The organism is Collinsella aerofaciens (assembly GCF_039758965.1).
In the GTDB taxonomy this organism is placed as follows: Bacteria; Actinomycetota; Coriobacteriia; order Coriobacteriales; family Coriobacteriaceae; genus Collinsella; species Collinsella aerofaciens_BR.
In genome coordinates, this window is record NZ_JBDMSL010000012.1 from 60,716 (window position 1) to 77,298 (window position 16,583).

At 60.1% G+C, this 16,583-nt stretch carries 14 protein-coding genes; 10 read left to right on the forward strand and 4 right to left on the reverse strand.

The window, feature by feature from the left end; translation table 11 throughout:
• Positions 1-17: 17 nt before the first annotated feature.
• Positions 18-1,793: a lactose/cellobiose PTS transporter subunit IIB gene (locus ABHU32_RS05360; RefSeq protein WP_346979292.1), complete on the reverse strand. Its 1,776-nt coding sequence runs from the start codon at positions 1,791-1,793 to the stop codon at positions 18-20.
• A gap of 357 nt (positions 1,794-2,150) precedes the next feature.
• On the opposite strand from ABHU32_RS05360, the gene ABHU32_RS05365 reads away from it, so the two are divergent.
• From ABHU32_RS05365 to ABHU32_RS05395, 7 genes are all read left to right on the forward strand, one after another.
• A complete protein-coding gene (locus ABHU32_RS05365; protein WP_346979293.1) occupies positions 2,151-3,155 on the forward strand; it encodes a LacI family DNA-binding transcriptional regulator in 1,005 nt (334 codons plus the stop codon).
• 214 nt (positions 3,156-3,369) lie between these two features.
• The gene (locus tag ABHU32_RS05370) at positions 3,370-3,708 is read left to right on the forward strand and encodes a PTS lactose/cellobiose transporter subunit IIA (RefSeq protein WP_006234827.1); all 339 of its coding nucleotides are present in this window, start codon (positions 3,370-3,372) and stop codon (positions 3,706-3,708) included.
• Positions 3,709-4,044: 336 nt separating this feature from the next.
• The gene (locus tag ABHU32_RS05375) at positions 4,045-4,980 is read left to right on the forward strand and encodes a hypothetical protein (protein WP_346979295.1); all 936 of its coding nucleotides are present in this window, start codon (positions 4,045-4,047) and stop codon (positions 4,978-4,980) included.
• 307 nt (positions 4,981-5,287) lie between these two features.
• Positions 5,288-5,716 (forward strand): galactose-6-phosphate isomerase subunit LacA, encoded by a 429-nt coding sequence (gene lacA, locus ABHU32_RS05380; RefSeq protein WP_006234830.1) that lies wholly within the window; start codon positions 5,288-5,290, stop codon positions 5,714-5,716.
• A 63-nt stretch (positions 5,717-5,779) separates the two neighbouring features.
• Positions 5,780-6,304, forward strand: coding sequence for a galactose-6-phosphate isomerase subunit LacB (gene lacB, locus ABHU32_RS05385; protein WP_006234831.1), 525 nt, complete (start codon positions 5,780-5,782; stop codon positions 6,302-6,304).
• Positions 6,305-6,507: 203 nt separating this feature from the next.
• Positions 6,508-7,389, forward strand: a complete 882-nt coding sequence (locus ABHU32_RS05390) for an aldose 1-epimerase family protein (protein ID WP_346979297.1) — start codon at positions 6,508-6,510, stop codon at positions 7,387-7,389.
• Between the two features lie 56 nt (positions 7,390-7,445).
• A complete protein-coding gene (locus ABHU32_RS05395; RefSeq protein WP_346979298.1) occupies positions 7,446-8,381 on the forward strand; it encodes a hexose kinase in 936 nt (311 codons plus the stop codon).
• Positions 8,382-8,766: 385 nt separating this feature from the next.
• On the opposite strand, the gene ABHU32_RS05400 is transcribed toward ABHU32_RS05395, so the two are convergent.
• Together ABHU32_RS05400 and ABHU32_RS05405 are read right to left on the reverse strand one after the other, a co-directional pair.
• Positions 8,767-10,395: a UDP-glucose--hexose-1-phosphate uridylyltransferase gene (locus tag ABHU32_RS05400; RefSeq protein ID WP_346979299.1), complete on the reverse strand. Its 1,629-nt coding sequence runs from the start codon at positions 10,393-10,395 to the stop codon at positions 8,767-8,769.
• Positions 10,386-11,591 carry a galactokinase gene (locus ABHU32_RS05405; RefSeq protein WP_346979300.1) on the reverse strand — a complete coding sequence of 402 codons (1,206 nt, stop codon included), beginning with the start codon at positions 11,589-11,591 and terminating at the stop codon, positions 10,386-10,388. The genes ABHU32_RS05400 and ABHU32_RS05405 overlap by 10 nt, the downstream gene beginning before the upstream one ends.
• Positions 11,592-11,974: 383 nt before the next feature.
• Here ABHU32_RS05405 and ABHU32_RS05410 point away from each other — a divergent pair, with 383 nt between their 5' ends.
• Positions 11,975-12,961, forward strand: a complete 987-nt coding sequence (locus ABHU32_RS05410; RefSeq protein WP_346979305.1) for a LacI family DNA-binding transcriptional regulator — start codon at positions 11,975-11,977, stop codon at positions 12,959-12,961.
• 129 nt (positions 12,962-13,090) lie between these two features.
• Positions 13,091-14,251, forward strand: coding sequence for an FprA family A-type flavoprotein (locus ABHU32_RS05415; RefSeq protein WP_346979302.1), 1,161 nt, complete (start codon positions 13,091-13,093; stop codon positions 14,249-14,251).
• Positions 14,252-14,325: 74 nt separating this feature from the next.
• Here the strand turns inward: ABHU32_RS05415 and ABHU32_RS05420 are convergent, their stop codons facing one another.
• Entirely contained in the window at positions 14,326-15,129 is an 804-nt protein-coding gene (locus ABHU32_RS05420; protein WP_346979303.1) for a DeoR/GlpR family DNA-binding transcription regulator, read from the reverse strand.
• 334 nt (positions 15,130-15,463) lie between these two features.
• On the opposite strand from ABHU32_RS05420, the gene ABHU32_RS05425 reads away from it, so the two are divergent.
• The gene (locus ABHU32_RS05425) at positions 15,464-16,321 is read left to right on the forward strand and encodes a class II fructose-bisphosphate aldolase (protein WP_022095149.1); all 858 of its coding nucleotides are present in this window, start codon (positions 15,464-15,466) and stop codon (positions 16,319-16,321) included.
• Positions 16,322-16,583: the final 262 nt, after the last annotated feature.

The window sequence follows — 16,583 nt, forward strand, 5'->3', positions numbered from 1 at the left end:
CTGGCCCTGAGCGTTACTTACTTCGAAAGCTGCTCGGAGACGAAGGCGAGAGACTTATCGCCGTTCTGGGAGAGCTCGATATACTGCTTGCCACGGCAGGCGACGCACTTGTTGCCCACGCGCTCGCAGTCCTTCTGCAGGTCGGCCAGGTAGCTTGCGGCCTGCGGGGCCAGGACGACCAGATCGAAGTCGGGGAGCATGTCCACGTGGTTGCCATAGGCCTCGGCAGCGGTCTCAAGATTGATGCCGCGCTCCTTGGCGGCCTTGGCCAGCGCGTTGGCGAGCAGGCCCGAGGTTCCGCCACCCTGGCAGAGCACGAGTACGCGCTTGCCGTTGAGGTCGCTGGCGGTCGTTGCCTCAACGGCGACAGCGGCGGGAGCGGCGGGGGCATCGGCCTTCACGGCCTCGGCAGCAGCGCCGGCGGCAACGCTCTTGGCATCGGCCTTGCCCTGGAAAGCGTCGTTGAGCTTGGCGGCCTTCTCGGCGTTCTTGGCGGCGAGCTCCTCCTGGGAGATCTCGGCCTCCTCGGCGCACTTCTGGGCGTCATAGGCGCGGAAGAACGGATAGTACAGAGCGAAGTCGACGACCAGGATAAGGGCGAGCATCACAAAGGCGAGCGGCTGGAAGCCCAGGCCCATGATGGTGCCGATGGGGCCGGGGACAGTCCAGGGCAGGGTGTACATAAAGCCGTTCATGCCCAAGAAGTCGATAAAGATCTTGAGGATCCAGATGTTGGCGATCGGGGCAAAGACAAACGGGACAAAGAAGACGGGGTTGAGCACGATGGGCGCGGCGAACAGCAGCGGCTCGTTGACGGCAAAGCAGACGGGGACGATGGCGGCCTTACCGACGGCGCGCATCTCCTGAGACTTTGCCAGGAAGCAGAACATAAAGACCAGGACGAGCGTGGCGCCGGTGCCGCCCATGCAGACGACGAAGTACTGGGCACCCTGGGTCAGGACAGCGGAAGCGTGCTGGCCAGCCTGGAACGCAGCCAGGTTGTCGGTCATGTTGGCAACGAGAGCGGCGGCGATGGCGGGCTCGACGATCGAGGGGCCGTGGACGCCGACGAACCAGAAGAGGCTCATGGCGCCGTAAATCACAGCGAGGCCGATATAGCCGTCGGCAGCGGTGAACAGGGGCTGGAACACCTGGATGACGCCCTGGGCAAAGCAGAAGCCGAAAGCAGCGCGGAAGACGATGTCAAAAACCCAAAAGACGGTGATGCAGACGGAGAAGGGGATGATGTCCTTGAAGGTCTGCGAGATGTTGGGCGGAACCTGCTCGGGCATCTTGACGGTGATGTTGCGCTTAATGAAGAACTTGTAGATGATGCCGGTCACAAACGCAGCGATGAAGGCGGTCAGCAGGCCCTTGGAACCAAGGTAGGTGGTGTTGAAACCGCTGGCGGCGTCCGTGGCGATCGTGTCGCTCGAAAGGAGCAAGAAGCCGATGATGGCCGCGCACATGCATGAGATAAAGTTAATCTGGTTATTCTTGGGCAGGTCGCGGTTCTGAGCGTCGGCGAAGTGCTTGGCCGTGGTGGCGGCGCAGGCGATGGCCAGGATGCCCATGGAGTAGTTGTAGCACTTCCACAGAGCGTTGTTGATGTCATCGGGCCAGTAGAAACCCCAGATGTTGGGGACCGAGGCTACCAGGCAGAAGATGGACGAGAAGATGATGATGGGGATGACGGAGATAAAGCCGTCGCGGATCGCCTTGAGGTACTTGTTGCGGGCGATCGCGTTGAAAAAGGGCTGACCCTTTTCGATGATGGCGATGAGTTGCTCCATGCAATGCTCCTAAGAGTCGGTGGGTTAGCAACGATGGTAGCTTTTGACGTTCGGTTGCCAAAATGTTGACGTTGCCATTTTGCGACACAAAAAAAGATGCGAACCGGTGGTCCCTGTGCCTGTGGACCGTCGATTCCATGTGCGTAAACGTTTGAGCCGCCCGGAGGCTCTGTGTTTGCACAATGGCAACGTTAACATTTGATCGACAAAAGCCGTTCGGGGAAGCAAAAATGTCGGTGAACGGTAGGTTTTGGGTGGTGAGCGTATGGTGGGGGAGGCGTTGGATATACTTGAAGGCGTTAAAAATGACTGCGCAAGGTGCCACCAATGGCATCGTTGACATAGAAAGATCGACCTATGGCCGCTGTTAAAAAATCGGTATCCGTCAAAGACGTAGCGCGCCTCGCGGGCGTCTCGGAGCAGACGGTCTCGCGCACCGTGCACGATTCGCCCAGCGTGCGCCCCGAGACCAAGGAACGCGTGCGTGCCGCCATGCGCGAGCTGGGGTATCGCCCCAATTTTGCCGGTCGATCGCTGCGCCGCGGTAAGTTTAAGACCGTCGGCGTCGCCATGTTCAACATTACCGGCACCGGCAATCTCGACCGTATGGAGGGCTTTGCCGCCGCCGCCGATAAGCACGGCTATGCCATCACCCTCACTAAAGTAGACGGGCATCCGTATACCCTCGAGAGCGCATCATCGCGTATGAGCGCGCTGCCGGTAGACGGCATGGTTGTGATCATGAATCGCATGCCGGCGGACTTTGGCACCTTTGAGCCGCTGCCCGGTATGCAGACAGTGCTCGTTACCATGCTGGAGCACCCGCTGTGCTCGACGGTCGATAACGATCAGTTCGATTGTTCACGCCAAGTGGTCGAATACTTGCTGGGGCAGGGACACAAGACCGTGCACTTTATCTCGTGCCCCGAGCGCTCGCTTTCGGGCATGCGGCGCGAGGAAGGCTGGCGTGAGACATTGCGTGCGCATGGCATTGAGCCCCCGCAGCTCGTGCGCGGCGACTGGACGGCGCAGAGTGGATATGCTGCCGGCCAGGTGCTTGCGGATGATCCGACCTGCACGGCCATTTATGCCTCCAACGACGCCATGGCCTACGGCTGCATCCGTGGGCTCGAGTCGCGCGGGAAGTGCGTGCCCCAGGACGTGAGCGTGGTGGGTGTTGATGACAGTCTGGGCGATATCGTGCCCGACCGTCGCCTGACCACGGTGCGCTTTGACAACAAGCGCGTCGGCATGTGGGCGGTCGACAAGATTGCCGGCACCGATGGGGGTGCGTCTGGCGTGGAGCACATGCTGATCCCCGGTGTGCTTGTAGAGGGCGATACGGTGCGCGATTTGTGTTAGGGTGCGGTCCTGTTTGGGTTTCCGCTAATTGTGTTCGATATTGTTCAGATTGGTTTAAAAACCGTTCACGGGCGAAAAGTGACCGTTCATAGTTCGAAATTACGTTTTGAGCTGTTCTTTTTTGTTTGAATGTTATTGTTTCTGTCATACACAACGCAGCGCGTATGCCCGGACGCGATGCTCTCCATTGGTTCATATGTGAAAGGAACGCAATATGGCAACCAAAGAAGAAATCTCGATGGTTGGATTCGAGATCGTCGCATACGCAGGTGACGCCCAGACCGATCTGCTTGCAGCGCTCGATGCTGCTCGCGAGGGTGACTTTGAGAAGGCCGAACAGCTGCACAAGGATGCCAGCGATGCGCTCATCGGTGCCCACGACACGCAGACCAAACTGCTTTCGCAGGAGGCCGGCGGTGGCGAGATGGAGATGACCTTCATCATGGCTCACGCTCAGGACACTCTCATGACCACTATGATCCTGGAGAAGCAGACCCGCTTTACCATCGATGCCTACAAGCGCATCGCCGAGCTCGAGGCCAAGCTCGCTTAACGAGCCCTCACAACCAAGTCCCCTTCCAAAAGCTCTGCCGCTACCCGCGGCAGGGCTTTTTCTGTCCTCCTCCAAGTTGCGGTGAAATGGGGACTGAATAGGGGCCGGCGGGCGCAAAACAATCCCTATTCCACCGCAACTCATCCCGAGACAGTCATTGGGGACAGTCTTGGTGCGCTCTGTTCGTCTTCCCGTTCGTTTTTTGCTCGGTGGGTATACTTTCTTTCGCATTAAACGCCGGACTGAGGAGGTATCCAAATGCCGGATAACGGGTCAATACAAAAAAGAGACGCGCACGAGATGGCTCATGGGCGTCCTGTCCAGATAACCGAGCACATGACGGTAACAGAGCTGCAGCCCAGCCTGTCCGATGTCGTGTGCGCAAACAAAAAGCTGCAGATTGGCTTTATCGTTGCGCTCGTGGTACTGGCGCTGTTGTCAGGCTTTGTAGCTCGTCCGCATTTTGCCGATACCAAGACCTGGGACTCCACCATCGAGGTCATCGATCAAAAGAAAGGCAATGTTTTGGCGCTCACGACCTCGTGCGTCGCCCTATCTGCGGGTATCACTGCGCTGCCGGGCGATACGGGAACGCCAGTTGCCGAGCAGCTCGCGCAGCTTTCGGGAAACTTGGGTATCGTGCTTGCCGTGCTCTACCTCGAAAAATATCTGCTGACCATTTTATGGTCGGTGGGTCTGGGCATCCTGATCCCGTTTGCGCTGGTGCTCTTTGCGGTTTCACTTGGCGTTCACGGGCGCTGGAGCACGAGCGCTGTCCTGCGCCGTGTGGCGACACGGGTGCTGGTGGTCGCCATGATCGGCATGGCGTTGGTGCCTGCAAGCGTATGGGTGTCGCAGAAGGTCGACGAAACGTATCGCGTTAGCATCGAGGCGGCCGAGCAAAAGGCGGCCGACGCTGCGAGTGCGGCAGATAGCGATAGCTCAAAAACAAGCAAGAAAAAGACCGAGGCCACAGAGTCCAAGAGCGTGCTTGAGCAGCTTGCCGACGGTGCCTCGGGTCTCGTCACGTCGGTGACCAGCGGCGCCAAGCAGATGACCGACGAGATCGTGCAGCAGGTGACCGATCTGATTGAAGGCGTCATCGTGATGATCGTGACTTCGTGCGTTATCCCGCTGCTGGTGCTCGTGGCGTTTCTGTGGCTGGGCCACACCCTGCTGGGGATCGATATCTCCGGTCCCGCGAACTATCTGACGGGCCGCTTTCTGAGTGCTCCGTCCAAGCACGTCAAGAAGGGCAGGCAGTCTGAGTAGGCGGCAAAGCGTTCTTTGGAAGATCAACTGTAAGAAGGGCGGCCGAGACACGTTCTTGGCCGCCCTTTTGTTTGTTGAACACATGGTCGCTACGTCCGCGCCCGGCTCAAACGGTCAGCAATCATCCGTGAACGGTATTTGTTCAAAAAAGAACAAAGATAAACAAATAGTTGTTGCAGTTGATGTTCGAATGTGTTCAAATAAACACGAACAGTGAAGAACCGCACATTCAGATGCCCGGACCTGAACGCGATTCAACACTTCCAAACAGAAACTACGCACCTGCGTATCTCTCAAGGAGGATGTCATGAGGGTTGTAATCGCTTCCGATGCCGACGGTATGTCGATGAAGGAGTCCATCAAGGAGATGCTCATCGCCGACGGTCACGAGGTCGTCGACTATTCCGAGACCCCTGCCGCGGACTTTGTCGATTCCGCGACCGCCGTTGCCAAGGACCTGCTGGAGCACAAGGATTCCCAGGGCTTCGCATTCGATAAGTACGGCGTCGGCTCCTATATGGCCGCCGTCAAGATCAAGGGCATGGTCGTCGCCAACATTTCCGACGAGCGTTCCGCCTACATGACCCGCGAGCACAACGGCTCGCGCATGGTCACCATGGGCCCGGGCGTTGTGGGCACCGAGGTCGCCAAGAAGATCGCCCGCGAGTTCCTGCGCGCCCAGTACGCCGGCGGCCGTCACCAGATCCGTGTCGACATGCTCAACAAGATGGCCTAACGAGAGCCACCGAGAACTCGAACTTCTACCTCAACTTGTGAATTCAGACGAAAGGACGTTCTGATGAAGAAGACCATCGCAATCGGTTGCGACCATATCGTTACGGACGAGAAGATCTATCTGGCCGACCGCCTGGAGCAGGCTGGCTACAAGGTGCTCGACTGCGGCACCTACAGCCACACCCGTACGCACTATCCCATCTACGGTAAGGCCGTGGGCGAGGCTGTTGCCAGCGGCAAGGCCGACTTTGGCGTGGCCCTGTGCGGCACCGGCATTGGCATCACCAACGCCGTCAACAAGGTTCCCGGCGCCCGCTGCGCCCTGGTCCGCGACATGACCTCTGCCCTGTATGCCCGTCGCGAGCTCAACGCCAACATCGTGGGCTTTGGCGGCAAGATTACCGGCGAGTTCCTGATGGCTGATATCATGCTTGCCTTCCTGGAGGAGCCCTACGAGAAGACTCCCGAGCACGATGCTCTGATCGCCAAGATCGATGCCTGCAATAAGGCCGACGCCGAGGCTCAGGCTGACCCGCACTTCTTTGACGAGTTCCTCGAGAAGTGGGACCGCGGCGAATACCACGATTAGCGGGTATCCGGCGTAATTAACTAGTCCGTTGACGGCTCGCGTTTCTGTGATGGGGCGCGGGCCGGTTTGCTATCAGCCCAATTGGCCCAGCGGGCTGGACGTGCATTGTTCTTTTGTTTGCGGCGCTGCCTCATTACCTTTCTGCTAAAGGCACGACGTTCACAATGGATCGTGCGAGATGATATGTGAAGGAGAAGATTCCCATGGAGTTTGTTCTTGATAACGGCTCTGTCCGCATTGCGTTGAGCACGGCTGGCGGATCGTTCACTTCTATTGCGGCCAACGGCCGTGAGTACCTGTGGCAGGGTGACCCGGCGGTCTGGTCGGGCCAGGCACCTATTTGCTTCCCGATCTGCGGCGGCCTTCGTGACGGTCACGCAATGACCATGGGCGGCCGCGAGGTAAAGCTCGCCCGCCACGGCTTTGCGCGCAAACAGGAGTGGAAGCTCGAGGAGCAGAGCGACAACATGGTTGCGCTGAGCCTAAGCTCTGCCGACCATGCCGAGTTGCTCGAGCAGTACCCGTATCCGTTTAAGATCGTTGCTCGTTACACGATCGATTCGGAAAAGGTGGCCGTGTCGTACGAGGTGACCAATGAGGGCACCGAGGACATGCCGTTCTTTGTGGGCGGTCACCCTGGCTTTAAGTGCCCGCTTGACGAGGGCGAGTCCTATGACGACTACGAGCTCCGTTTTGAGCAGCGCGAGGCCGCCGAGCTCTGCACTGCCGTTCCCTCGACGGGCCTGATTGATGTTGAGCATCGCAGCAAGAACCCGATGGTTGGCCATGACCTGCCGCTGACCCACGAACTCTTTGACTTCGCGGAGACCATCTTTGACGTGCTCGAGAGCCGCGTGGTTACGCTGACCAAGAAGACCGAGGACAAGGGCGTGCGCCTGACGTTCCCCGATATGCCGTACCTGATTGTGTGGAGCAAGCCCGAGGGTGACTTTGTGGCCGTGGAACCGTGGGGCGGCCTGTCCACCTGCTCCGACGAGGACGATATCCTGGAGCACAAGCGTGGCTGCCTGGTGGCCAAGCCGGGGGAGACCGTTACCCGCGGCTTTGAGATCGAGATCCTTTAACGAGCTATCGTATGTTTGGGGCCGCGCGTGTCGTGCCCCGGAAACAGGAGTTCAATATGATTCTGACCGTTACCATGAACCCGTCGATTGATACGCGCTATCAGCTCGACAAGTTGATCATCGACGACGTGAACCGCGTGACGCCCGAAAAGACCGCTGGCGGTAAGGGCCTCAACGTGAGCCGCGTGTTGCTGCAGCTGGGCGACGACGTGCTCGCGACTGGCCTGCTTGGTGGCCACATGGGTGCCTATATGGCCGAGCTTATGGATGCTGACGGCGTCAAGAACGAATTTGTGCCCATCGCCGGTGAGACGCGTATTTGCCTGAATATTCTGCACGAGGGCAATCAGACCGAGCTTTTGGAGAGCGGCCCGCAGATCGCCCCGGCCGAGCTCGAGGCCTTTACGGCTAAGTTCGCCGAGCTTGCAGCGAAGGCGGACGTTGTGACGCTTTCGGGCTCGCTGCCGCGTGGTGTCGATGCCGGCTACTATGCCGAGCTCGTCAAGATCGCCGAGGAGGCGGGCGCCAAGGTGCTGCTCGACACCTCGGGCGCATCGCTGGAGGCCGCGCTGGAGTCCGACGCTAAGCCTGAGCTCGTAAAGCCCAACCTGACCGAGATTAACGGCCTGCTGGGTACGTCCTTTACGACCGATGATGTCGATGCCCTGCGCGAGGCGCTCGCCGCCGATGACCGCTTTGCCGGTATTCCCTGGGTTGTCGTTTCGATGGGCGCTGCCGGTTCGGTGGGCTTCCATGAGGGTCGCGCGTTCCGCGCCAAGACGCCCGCGATTGCGGCCGTGAACGCGACGGGTTCCGGTGACTCGACCATCGCCGGCTTTGCGCATGCCATTGCTGCCGGCGCCGACGACGTCACGGTGCTCAAGACCGCCAATACCTGCGGCAAGCTCAACGCCATGGATCCCAAGACCGGGCATTTGGTTATGGACCGCTGGGACGAGGTCTACAACAGCGTTGTCGTGACTGAACTGTAGGGTTACGCGGTTTTATCAAACCTATTGGTTCCGCCGTTCTACCGAACGGCGGACCGGTCGACGCTGCGCGGGCCGCATTTGGACAATCTGACGTTCAACTTCAAGGGCGCGACCAGAAGGTCAGCGCCCTTTCGTTTCGCGTCACCTTGTCTCAAATGCGGCCCGCTCGCTGTCCGTCCTCTACCTGCGGCGTTGTCTTGCTCCGGATGCGGCAGTTAGGGACGTTCCTTTTCTGCCGGCACCTGGGGACACTCCTAATTGGTGCGAGGGGGTCGGCTATGATGCACCAATAAAACGGCGCCCGTCGGCAATGTTGTCGGCGGGCGCCGTTGTCGTGTGGGTGGCTATGTCGTAGGGGCTGCCGTTGAGCGTCTGGGTCCGTGCTCTACAGCGAGTCGATAAAGCGCTGCTGAGCGGCGCGACCTGCTTCGTCCCACTTAAAGACGCCGGCGTTGTCGAGCACGTGGCCAAACACCACGCCGACCTCCTCGTGCAGGATGTCGATGGCGTTTTCGGCCGTAAGCTCGTCGGCGCGGCGGGCAAAGACGTCCTCGGCCCATGCGGCGTGGCTACGGCATAGATCATCGCCCTCGAGCGCGCCGGCAAGGTCGTAGCTGGCATCGGCCTTGGCTGCCAGCAGGTGCTCGCGGACAGCGCCAAGCTCGGGAACCAGGCGCGGCGGAAGAATAGCCAGGCCCATGACCTCGATCAGGCCGATGTTCTCCTTTTTAATATGGTGATACTCGGCATGCGGGTGGAACACACCCAGCGGATGCTCGTCGGTCGTGATGTTGCAGCGAAGCGCAAGATAGGCCTCGTAGATCTCGCCGCCGGCGTTGCCGCGGGAGTCGACGCGGCGGATGACGGGCGTCACGGTATTGTGCGCTACGCCGTCGGCTGTGCGCGCGATGACGCCCACCGACTCATCGGTCCACTCGCGCCAAGCGAGGATGATCTTCTCGGCGGCGTCGAGCAGCTGGGCGCGGTCGTGCGAGCGCAGTCGCAGCACCGAAAGCGGCCACTGCAACACGGTACCGCTGACTTGGTCAAAGCCGGGCACGCTAAACTGCGAGACCTCGGTGGCATGCATCATGGGGAACTCGTGCGCGCCGCCCTGGAAGTGGTCGTGCGACAGAATCGAGCCGCCCACGATGGGCAGGTCGGCGTTGGAGCCGATGAAGTAGTGCGGGAATAGGTCCACAAAATCGAGCAGGCAGGTCAGGCCCTTACGGTCGACGTGCATCGGGCGATGCTCGGAGCTCATAGCAATGCAGTGCTCGTTGAAGTACGCGTACGGGCTGTACTGGAAGCCCCAGCGCTCGCCGTTGAGCTGAATGGGGATAATGCGCAGGTTCTGTCGGGCGGGGTGGGCGCCGCCGTCGGCTGCGGCGGAGCGTCCGGGATAGCCCTCGTTTTCGATGCAGAGCTGGCAGGCGGGATACTTCTCGCCCGTGTTTTTGGCGGCACCGGCCGCGGCAATATCGCGCGGGTCCTTTTCGGGCTTTGACAGGTTGATGGTAATCTCGAGGTCGCCCCAGTTGGTGGGGGTGCTCCATTTGATGTTGCGCGCGATGGCGGCACGGCGCACGTAACCGGCGTCACAGCACAGGCCATAGAACCAGTCGGTCGCGGCGCGGGGCTCGTTGACGCCTATGCGCCCGTTGAACTCCTCGTTTACAACCGAAGGCCTCGGCATGAGCGCGCCCATGATGCGCATGGCGATGCGGTCGCGGCCCGATGCCGTGTCCTCGGCAGCACCGTTGGCAACGGCAGCCTCGGAAAGCGCGGCAAGCGTGCCTTCAAGGTCAAAGTCGGGCAGGGTATCGGGGTGCAAGAGCGAGAGTTTCTCGACCTGGAGCGCCCAGGCCATGTCGAGCGCCGGGCCCGTAGCACCGATGCACTCGAGAATGGTGTTATACGCCCAGATGCGATCGTCCTGGCCGATCATCGATCGGTGGATAGCGTACTCGATCAGGTTCTGCGCGGCCTCGCGCACGTCAGTCATTACAGCCATGCCGCGTAAGCCCCCTTGTCAGAGATGGCGTAGTGGCGGGCAGAGCCCTCGCCCAGCCAGCCGTTCATCTTGGTGATAAAGGTGTCGACAAGCTCGAGCGGTACGAAGGCCTGGATGGTGCCACCAAAGCCGCCGCCGTGGATACGGACGGCGCCGCGGCCGTCGAGCACATGCTCGGCCAGTGCCAGGGCATACATCGAAGGCTGCTCGGAGCCCAGCTTGGCAACGACATTCTGTAAGTACATGGCAGAGCTGGCGCCGGACTCGCGCGTCAGGACCAGGAACTGATCGATGTCGCCGGCGTTCAGGGCTGCCCAGCGCTTATCGACCAGGCCGTTTTCGTACCAGTAGTGAACGGCGCGCAGACAGGCGCGGTCGCCCAGCTTGGCGCGCAGCTCGGGGAGCTTGGCGTCAAAGTCCGCCACGTTTACCTCGCACAGGCGTGTCTTGCCAAACTCGGCAGCGACGTCTTGCATCTCGCGCGGAACGGCGGCGTAGTCGTCGGTGGCGGCCACGTGGTTGGCACCAACCTTAACGAGCACGAGCGCATAGCCGTGATCCTCAAAGTTGAGCTCGAGCTTCTGGGTTTTAGGCTGAGCCTGATCCTCAAAGTCCATGTAGGCGAGGCCGCCCAGACATACGGCGGCCTGGTCCATCAGGCCGCAGGGCTTGCCGTAGTAGTTGTTCTCGGTGCGCTGGCTCATCTGAGCGAGCGCGACGGGCTCGATGGCGGGTGCGCCCCAGAGCGTCTCCATGGCGCGACCGTATGCCGCCTCGACAGCAGCAGAGCTCGAAAGGCCGCCGCCCGAGGGGACAGAGCAGGTGAAGGCGAAGTCGAAGCCCTGGGGCTCAACGCCCAGAGCAGCGATTTCGTGGGCCATGCCGCGGACGAGGCTTGCGGACGTGCCCTTCTCGGACTCCTGAACATCTAGCGTATCGAGCGTGATCTCAAAGGTGGGGTAGCCCTCGTCGGCAACGCGGACCTTGTTGGTGTCGGTCCCTACGGCAATGCCGTCGACAGCGACATCGAGCGAGCCGGCGATAACGTGGCCGCCCTCGTGATCGGTGTGGTTGCCACTGATTTCGGAACGGCCGGGCGCGTGCACGTAGAGCACCTGGCGGTCGCCGATGGGGCCAAACTCCTCCTCAAACAGCTTGGTGAGCGTGGCGAGTGTCTTTTCGTCGGGGGTGGTCATCGGAGTCCTTTCCTTGGCGCGTACGGGTAAGTTTTGCGCCGTTATGAGTACGTTAACAACTTGAAGCGGCATGAACCAAGTGTTCACGATGCCGCACGTTACGGGCTATGTTAACGTACTCATAACACAACTCTTGTCACTTTTTGAGAATCTGGTAATCGGTAGAAATACAGCCGTGAACGGTACTGCCGTATGGACTTATAAAGCAGAAGAGATGCAGATTGAAAAAGTAGAGTACGTTAACATGCGTCCGACGATAGCGGGCCTCGGCGCGGGCTAAACTCCTGCCCGGGCCGGCATTCACGCTATTCAGATCTCGCAAGGGTGAAGGTGATCCTGTGGCAAGGTGCCCGTCCAACGATACAGGTACGCGTCCGGTCTCCATGGCCGACGTTGCCCGCGCTGCCGGTGTTTCGCAGCAGACGGTTTCGCGCGTTGCCAACGGATTGCCCAATGTGAATGAGCAGACGCGTCAGCGCGTGCAGGCAGCCATGCAGGAGCTCGGTTTCCGTCCGAGCTATGCCGGTCGCTCGCTGCGCGACGGCCGCTACCATTCGGTCGGGCTGTGCGTTAACGACGTCACCAAGTTCGGTAACCTGACGATGATCGACGGCATTGCCAGTGCGGCCCGCGAGCGCGGTTGTGCTATCACGCTGGTCGAGATGTCCAAGACCGAGGAGTTTTCGCTTGCCGAGGCAACGCGTCGTATGGCAGCGCTGCCCGTGGACGGCATCATCATCGGCATGAGCCGCATGGCGCCCGATTTTGAGACGTTTGATCCACTGCCGGGCATTGGCACGGTCATCGTTACCATGTACGCGCACCCGCGGGTGACCACGGTCGACTCCGATCATTACGGCTGCTCGCTCTTGCTTATGGATCACCTGTTTGAGCTGGGTCACGAGCAAATTCGCTATATTGGCGGCCCGTCGTTCTCGGTCGACGAGCAATTTCGTCGCGCCGGTTGGCAGGATGCACTCGAGCGTAAACACATCGAGCCGGCTGAGCCGCTCGAGGGCGACTGGTCTGCCAACAGCGGTTACGAAGCCGGCAGGTACCTGGCCGAGCATGACCGCAGTATGACGGCGATTTACGCGGCAAACGATCAGATGGCAAATGGCGCGATTGCCGCGCTGCGTGATAGCGGCCTGCGCGTGCCCGAGGACGTGAGCGTGGTGGGCGTCGACGATTCACTCGATGATTTTGTGGCACACAACGAGCTCACGACCGTGCGATTCGATCTACATCAGCGCGGACGCGAGGTATTCGAGCATGCGGTTCCCGAGGCGGGTACGGCGGGCAAAACCGTTGCCATTCGTATTCCCGGCCAGCTCATCATTCGACATAGCACAGCGATGCTGCGCGCATAGTTTGTGCAGGTCAACGGCAGTATATTCCGCCTCAATTACAATCGGTAAGGATGCTGACGGATAGCCGTGGCTATGAAGGCGAGTGTTATGATAGACGGGTTCTTTTGTCTATCTAGGAGGCTTTGCCTGATGGAGATCACCAAGGATATCCGCTACATCGGTGTCGACGATCACGACATTGACCTGTTCGAGGGCCAGTACGACGTGTCCGAGAACGGTATGGCATACAACAGCTACGTTATCTTGGGCGATAAAATCGCTGTCGCCGATTCGGTCGACGCCGGCTTTGTCGACGAATGGCTCGGCAACCTCGAGGCCGCGCTTGACGGCCGTACGCCCGACTACCTGGTCGTCCATCACATGGAGCCCGATCACTCCGCCGGCATCGCCGCCTTTATGGAGCGCTACCCCCAGGCCCAGATTGTGGCTAGCATGGGCGCCTTCCGCATGATGGTCAACTACTTTGGCACCGACTACCCCGAGCGCAAGATGGTCGTCAAAGAGGGCGACGTGCTCGACCTGGGTGGCCACAGCCTGACCTTTATCGGCGCCCCCAACGTTCACTGGCCTGAGGTGATCTTCTCCTACGAGTCCACCGACAAGGTGCTCTTTAGTGCCGACGGCTTTGGCAAGTTTGGCGCCAACGACATCGAGGATCCCGAGGGCTGGGCTTGCGAGGCTCGCCGCTACTACTTTGGCATCGTCGGTAAGTTCGGCAAGTTCGTGCAGGCCGTGCTCAAGAAGGCCGCCGACCTGGACATCCAGATCATCTGCCCGCTCCACGGCCCCGTACTGACCGAGAATCTGGGCTATTACCTCGATACCTATAACACCTGGTCGAGCTATCAGCCCGAGGACGAGGGTATCACGATTGCCTATGCGAGCGTGTACGGGCATCTGAAGGCTGCCGTCGAGGAGCTCGCATCTGCGCTTGAGGCTCGCGGCCAGAAGGTCTCCGTCTTTGACCTGGCTCGCGACGACATGGCCGAGGCCGTTGAGGATGCGTTCCGCTACGACCGTCTGGTGCTCGCCTCCATTACCTATCAGGGCGAGATCTTCCCGTGCATGAGCACCTTTATCCACACGCTCGCCGAGCATGCCTACCAGAACCGCACCGTGGCGCTTGTCGAGTCCGGTTCCTGGGCGCCCGCAGCTGCCAAGGTTATGACCAAGGAGCTCGAGGGCATGAAGGACATCACCCTGACGCAGAACAAGGTGACTGTGCTGGGCTCGCTCAACGACGCCTCGCGCGCCCAGATCGAGGCCCTCGCCGACGAGCTCTCCAAGTAGCAACACGTTCACTTTTGGCGCTCAACTATCACAACCACCACAAAGGGGGCAGGCACCTTTGTGGTGGTTTTTGTTTAAGCGCCGGCGATGATGAGGGCTGGACGTGCGCTGTCGGTGGCCTTGGCGATTGAGGTGGCGACGGCATGATCGGGGTCACGGTCCATCACGATGGCGTCGACATCGGTCAGCTCGGCAAAACGGTACATGCCACGTCCGTTGACCTTACTGGCGTCCATGAGGGCGACGCTTTGATGGGCCGCGGCGATCATAGCCGTTTTGGTCTCGGCCATCTGGGGAAAGTCGGTCGTAAAGCCGCAGCTGGAGACAAAGGCGCCGGGGCACATGACGGCCAGATCGGCATGGACCATTTGAAGCGCCTGCATAGTGAGCGGTCCGTACAAATAACGATGGCCTTTGCGCAGCGCCCCGCCCAGCATGACGACATCGACCGAGGGCATGCTCTCGTCGATGTAATCGGCAATGGTAATGTCTGCCGTGATGACGGTGATGCCGTCGCGCTGGTCGAGGAGCCGGACGAACTCGAGCGCCGTGGTGCCCGAGTCGACGAGCAGCGTGTCGCCGTCATTGACGAGCTCGATGGCGCTTTGCGCGATGGCCTGCTTGGCAGCGACGTTGACATTGATGCGGCGATCCTGCGTGGAGACGGTCAGGCGCTTGTGAAGCGAAACGGCACCACCATGTGTGCGGCGCAGCTTGCCTGCTTCGGCGAGCGCGTCCAGGTCGGCGCGGGCGGTGACGGAGGACACGCCAAAGGTCTGGGCGATTTCTGCTACCTGCACCGAGGCATTATGCTCGAGCATTTCCATGATGGCGGCACGACGCTCATCGGCGAAGGCTCGGGTTGTTGCATGGGCCATAGCTGCTCCATTCACGGTCAAATTTGCAGGAATTGTGTTGACTCTATTTTCGTTCATTTTCTTTTTGAGTAAGAAAACACCTTTCGATTACTTATCTTTTCTATAAAAGAAAGACGCTCAACGCCCAAAATTCAATATCGAACACGCCCACTCGGCTCCAATTCCTTCCGTTTACTTTTCAAAAACGACGGTATTGACCTGCATGGGCTCAATATCTCGCACGTGCAAAGACGCTGAATTTCATACAATGAGCGAAGTAAAACGCAAGGTAAAACGCCTTGTGAACAACTACGCCCGATGTCCAGATGCGGGCGAGGGAGAGGAGCAAACGCTCATGGCACTTGTTACCACCGAAAAGATGCTCAAGGACGCTCAGGCCGGCCACTACGCCGTCGGCGCGTTCAACGTTGAGAACCTCGAGTTTGTTATGGCCGTTCTGGCTGCTGCCGAGGAGACCAAGTCCCCCGTCATCATGCAGACCACCCCGGGCACCATCAAGACCGCTGGTCTGGACTACTTCTACGGCATGGTCAAGGCTGCCGCCGAGCGCGCTTCCGTGCCCGTCGCTCTGCACCTCGATCACGGCGATGGCTATGACCGCTGCATGCAGGCTTTCCGCACTGGCTACACCTCTGTCATGATTGACGGTTCGCACGAGTCTTTCGAGGACAACATCGCTCTGACCAAGTCCGTCGCCGACGCTGGCCGCGCCATGGGCGTGCCCGTCGAGGCTGAGCTCGGTAAGGTTGGCGGCAAGGAGGACGACGGTCCCGCGGTTGAGGGCGAGAGCCCCTACACCGATCCGGCCGAGGCCAAGGAGTTCGTCGAGCGTACCGGCTGCACCTCCCTCGCAATTGGCGTTGGCACCAGCCACGGTGTGTACACGAGCGATCCGCACATCGAGCAGTCCGTGGTCAAGGCCATCCGCGACGCCGTCGACGTGCCGCTGGTCCTGCACGGCACCTCCGGTGTGCCCGATGAGCAGGTTGCCGAGGCTGTGAAGAACGGCATCTGCAAGGTTAACTACGCCACCGAGCTGCGTCAGGCCTACACCAAGGGCTTCATGGCCTACATGGCCGAGAACCCCGCCTGCTTCGATCCCAAGAAGCCGGCCAAGGAGGGCATGCGTGAGATCACCGAGCTGGTTAAGATCCGCATGACCAACCTCAACTCTGTGGGCAAAGCAGAGTAACAGCAAGGGTACTCTGATCCCACCGGGCCGTCCGGAAACGGAAAAGGGCCTATCTCTCAGAACGTCCTCGGACATGTCGGAAGCCCCGCTGCGCGCTACGCGCTGCGGGGCTTCCTCCGTCCTGACGCTCCTATTTGGCAAGGTGTTTTTTAGAATCCATTTTGCGCTCGGCCTCGAACGCCCGTCTGTCCCAATCGAGCGGAAGCCCGGCCTCGACCCATGCCTCGTAGGCCCTCCTTATGGGCTTGAGCTCCCTTTGGCC

Excerpts from the sequence above, each read along its gene's own strand:
- ABHU32_RS05410 (WP_346979305.1), top strand. The coding sequence starts at position 11,975 with ATGGCCGACGTTGCCCGCGCTGCCGGTGTTTCGCAGCAGACGGTTTCG.
- ABHU32_RS05400 (WP_346979299.1), bottom strand. The coding sequence starts at position 10,395 with ATGGCTGTAATGACTGACGTGCGCGAGGCCGCGCAGAACCTGATCGAG.
- ABHU32_RS05420 (WP_346979303.1), bottom strand. The coding sequence starts at position 15,129 with ATGGCCCATGCAACAACCCGAGCCTTCGCCGATGAGCGTCGTGCCGCC.
- ABHU32_RS05395 (WP_346979298.1), top strand. The coding sequence starts at position 7,446 with ATGATTCTGACCGTTACCATGAACCCGTCGATTGATACGCGCTATCAG.
- ABHU32_RS05375 (WP_346979295.1), top strand. The coding sequence starts at position 4,045 with ATGACGGTAACAGAGCTGCAGCCCAGCCTGTCCGATGTCGTGTGCGCA.
- ABHU32_RS05405 (WP_346979300.1), bottom strand. The coding sequence starts at position 11,591 with ATGACCACCCCCGACGAAAAGACACTCGCCACGCTCACCAAGCTGTTT.
- ABHU32_RS05370 (WP_006234827.1), top strand. The coding sequence starts at position 3,370 with ATGGCAACCAAAGAAGAAATCTCGATGGTTGGATTCGAGATCGTCGCA.
- ABHU32_RS05365 (WP_346979293.1), top strand. The coding sequence starts at position 2,151 with ATGGCCGCTGTTAAAAAATCGGTATCCGTCAAAGACGTAGCGCGCCTC.
- ABHU32_RS05360 (WP_346979292.1), bottom strand. The coding sequence starts at position 1,793 with ATGGAGCAACTCATCGCCATCATCGAAAAGGGTCAGCCCTTTTTCAAC.
- lacB (WP_006234831.1), top strand. The coding sequence starts at position 5,780 with ATGAAGAAGACCATCGCAATCGGTTGCGACCATATCGTTACGGACGAG.
- ABHU32_RS05425 (WP_022095149.1), top strand. The coding sequence starts at position 15,464 with ATGGCACTTGTTACCACCGAAAAGATGCTCAAGGACGCTCAGGCCGGC.
- ABHU32_RS05415 (WP_346979302.1), top strand. The coding sequence starts at position 13,091 with ATGGAGATCACCAAGGATATCCGCTACATCGGTGTCGACGATCACGAC.
- lacA (WP_006234830.1), top strand. The coding sequence starts at position 5,288 with ATGAGGGTTGTAATCGCTTCCGATGCCGACGGTATGTCGATGAAGGAG.
- ABHU32_RS05390 (WP_346979297.1), top strand. The coding sequence starts at position 6,508 with ATGGAGTTTGTTCTTGATAACGGCTCTGTCCGCATTGCGTTGAGCACG.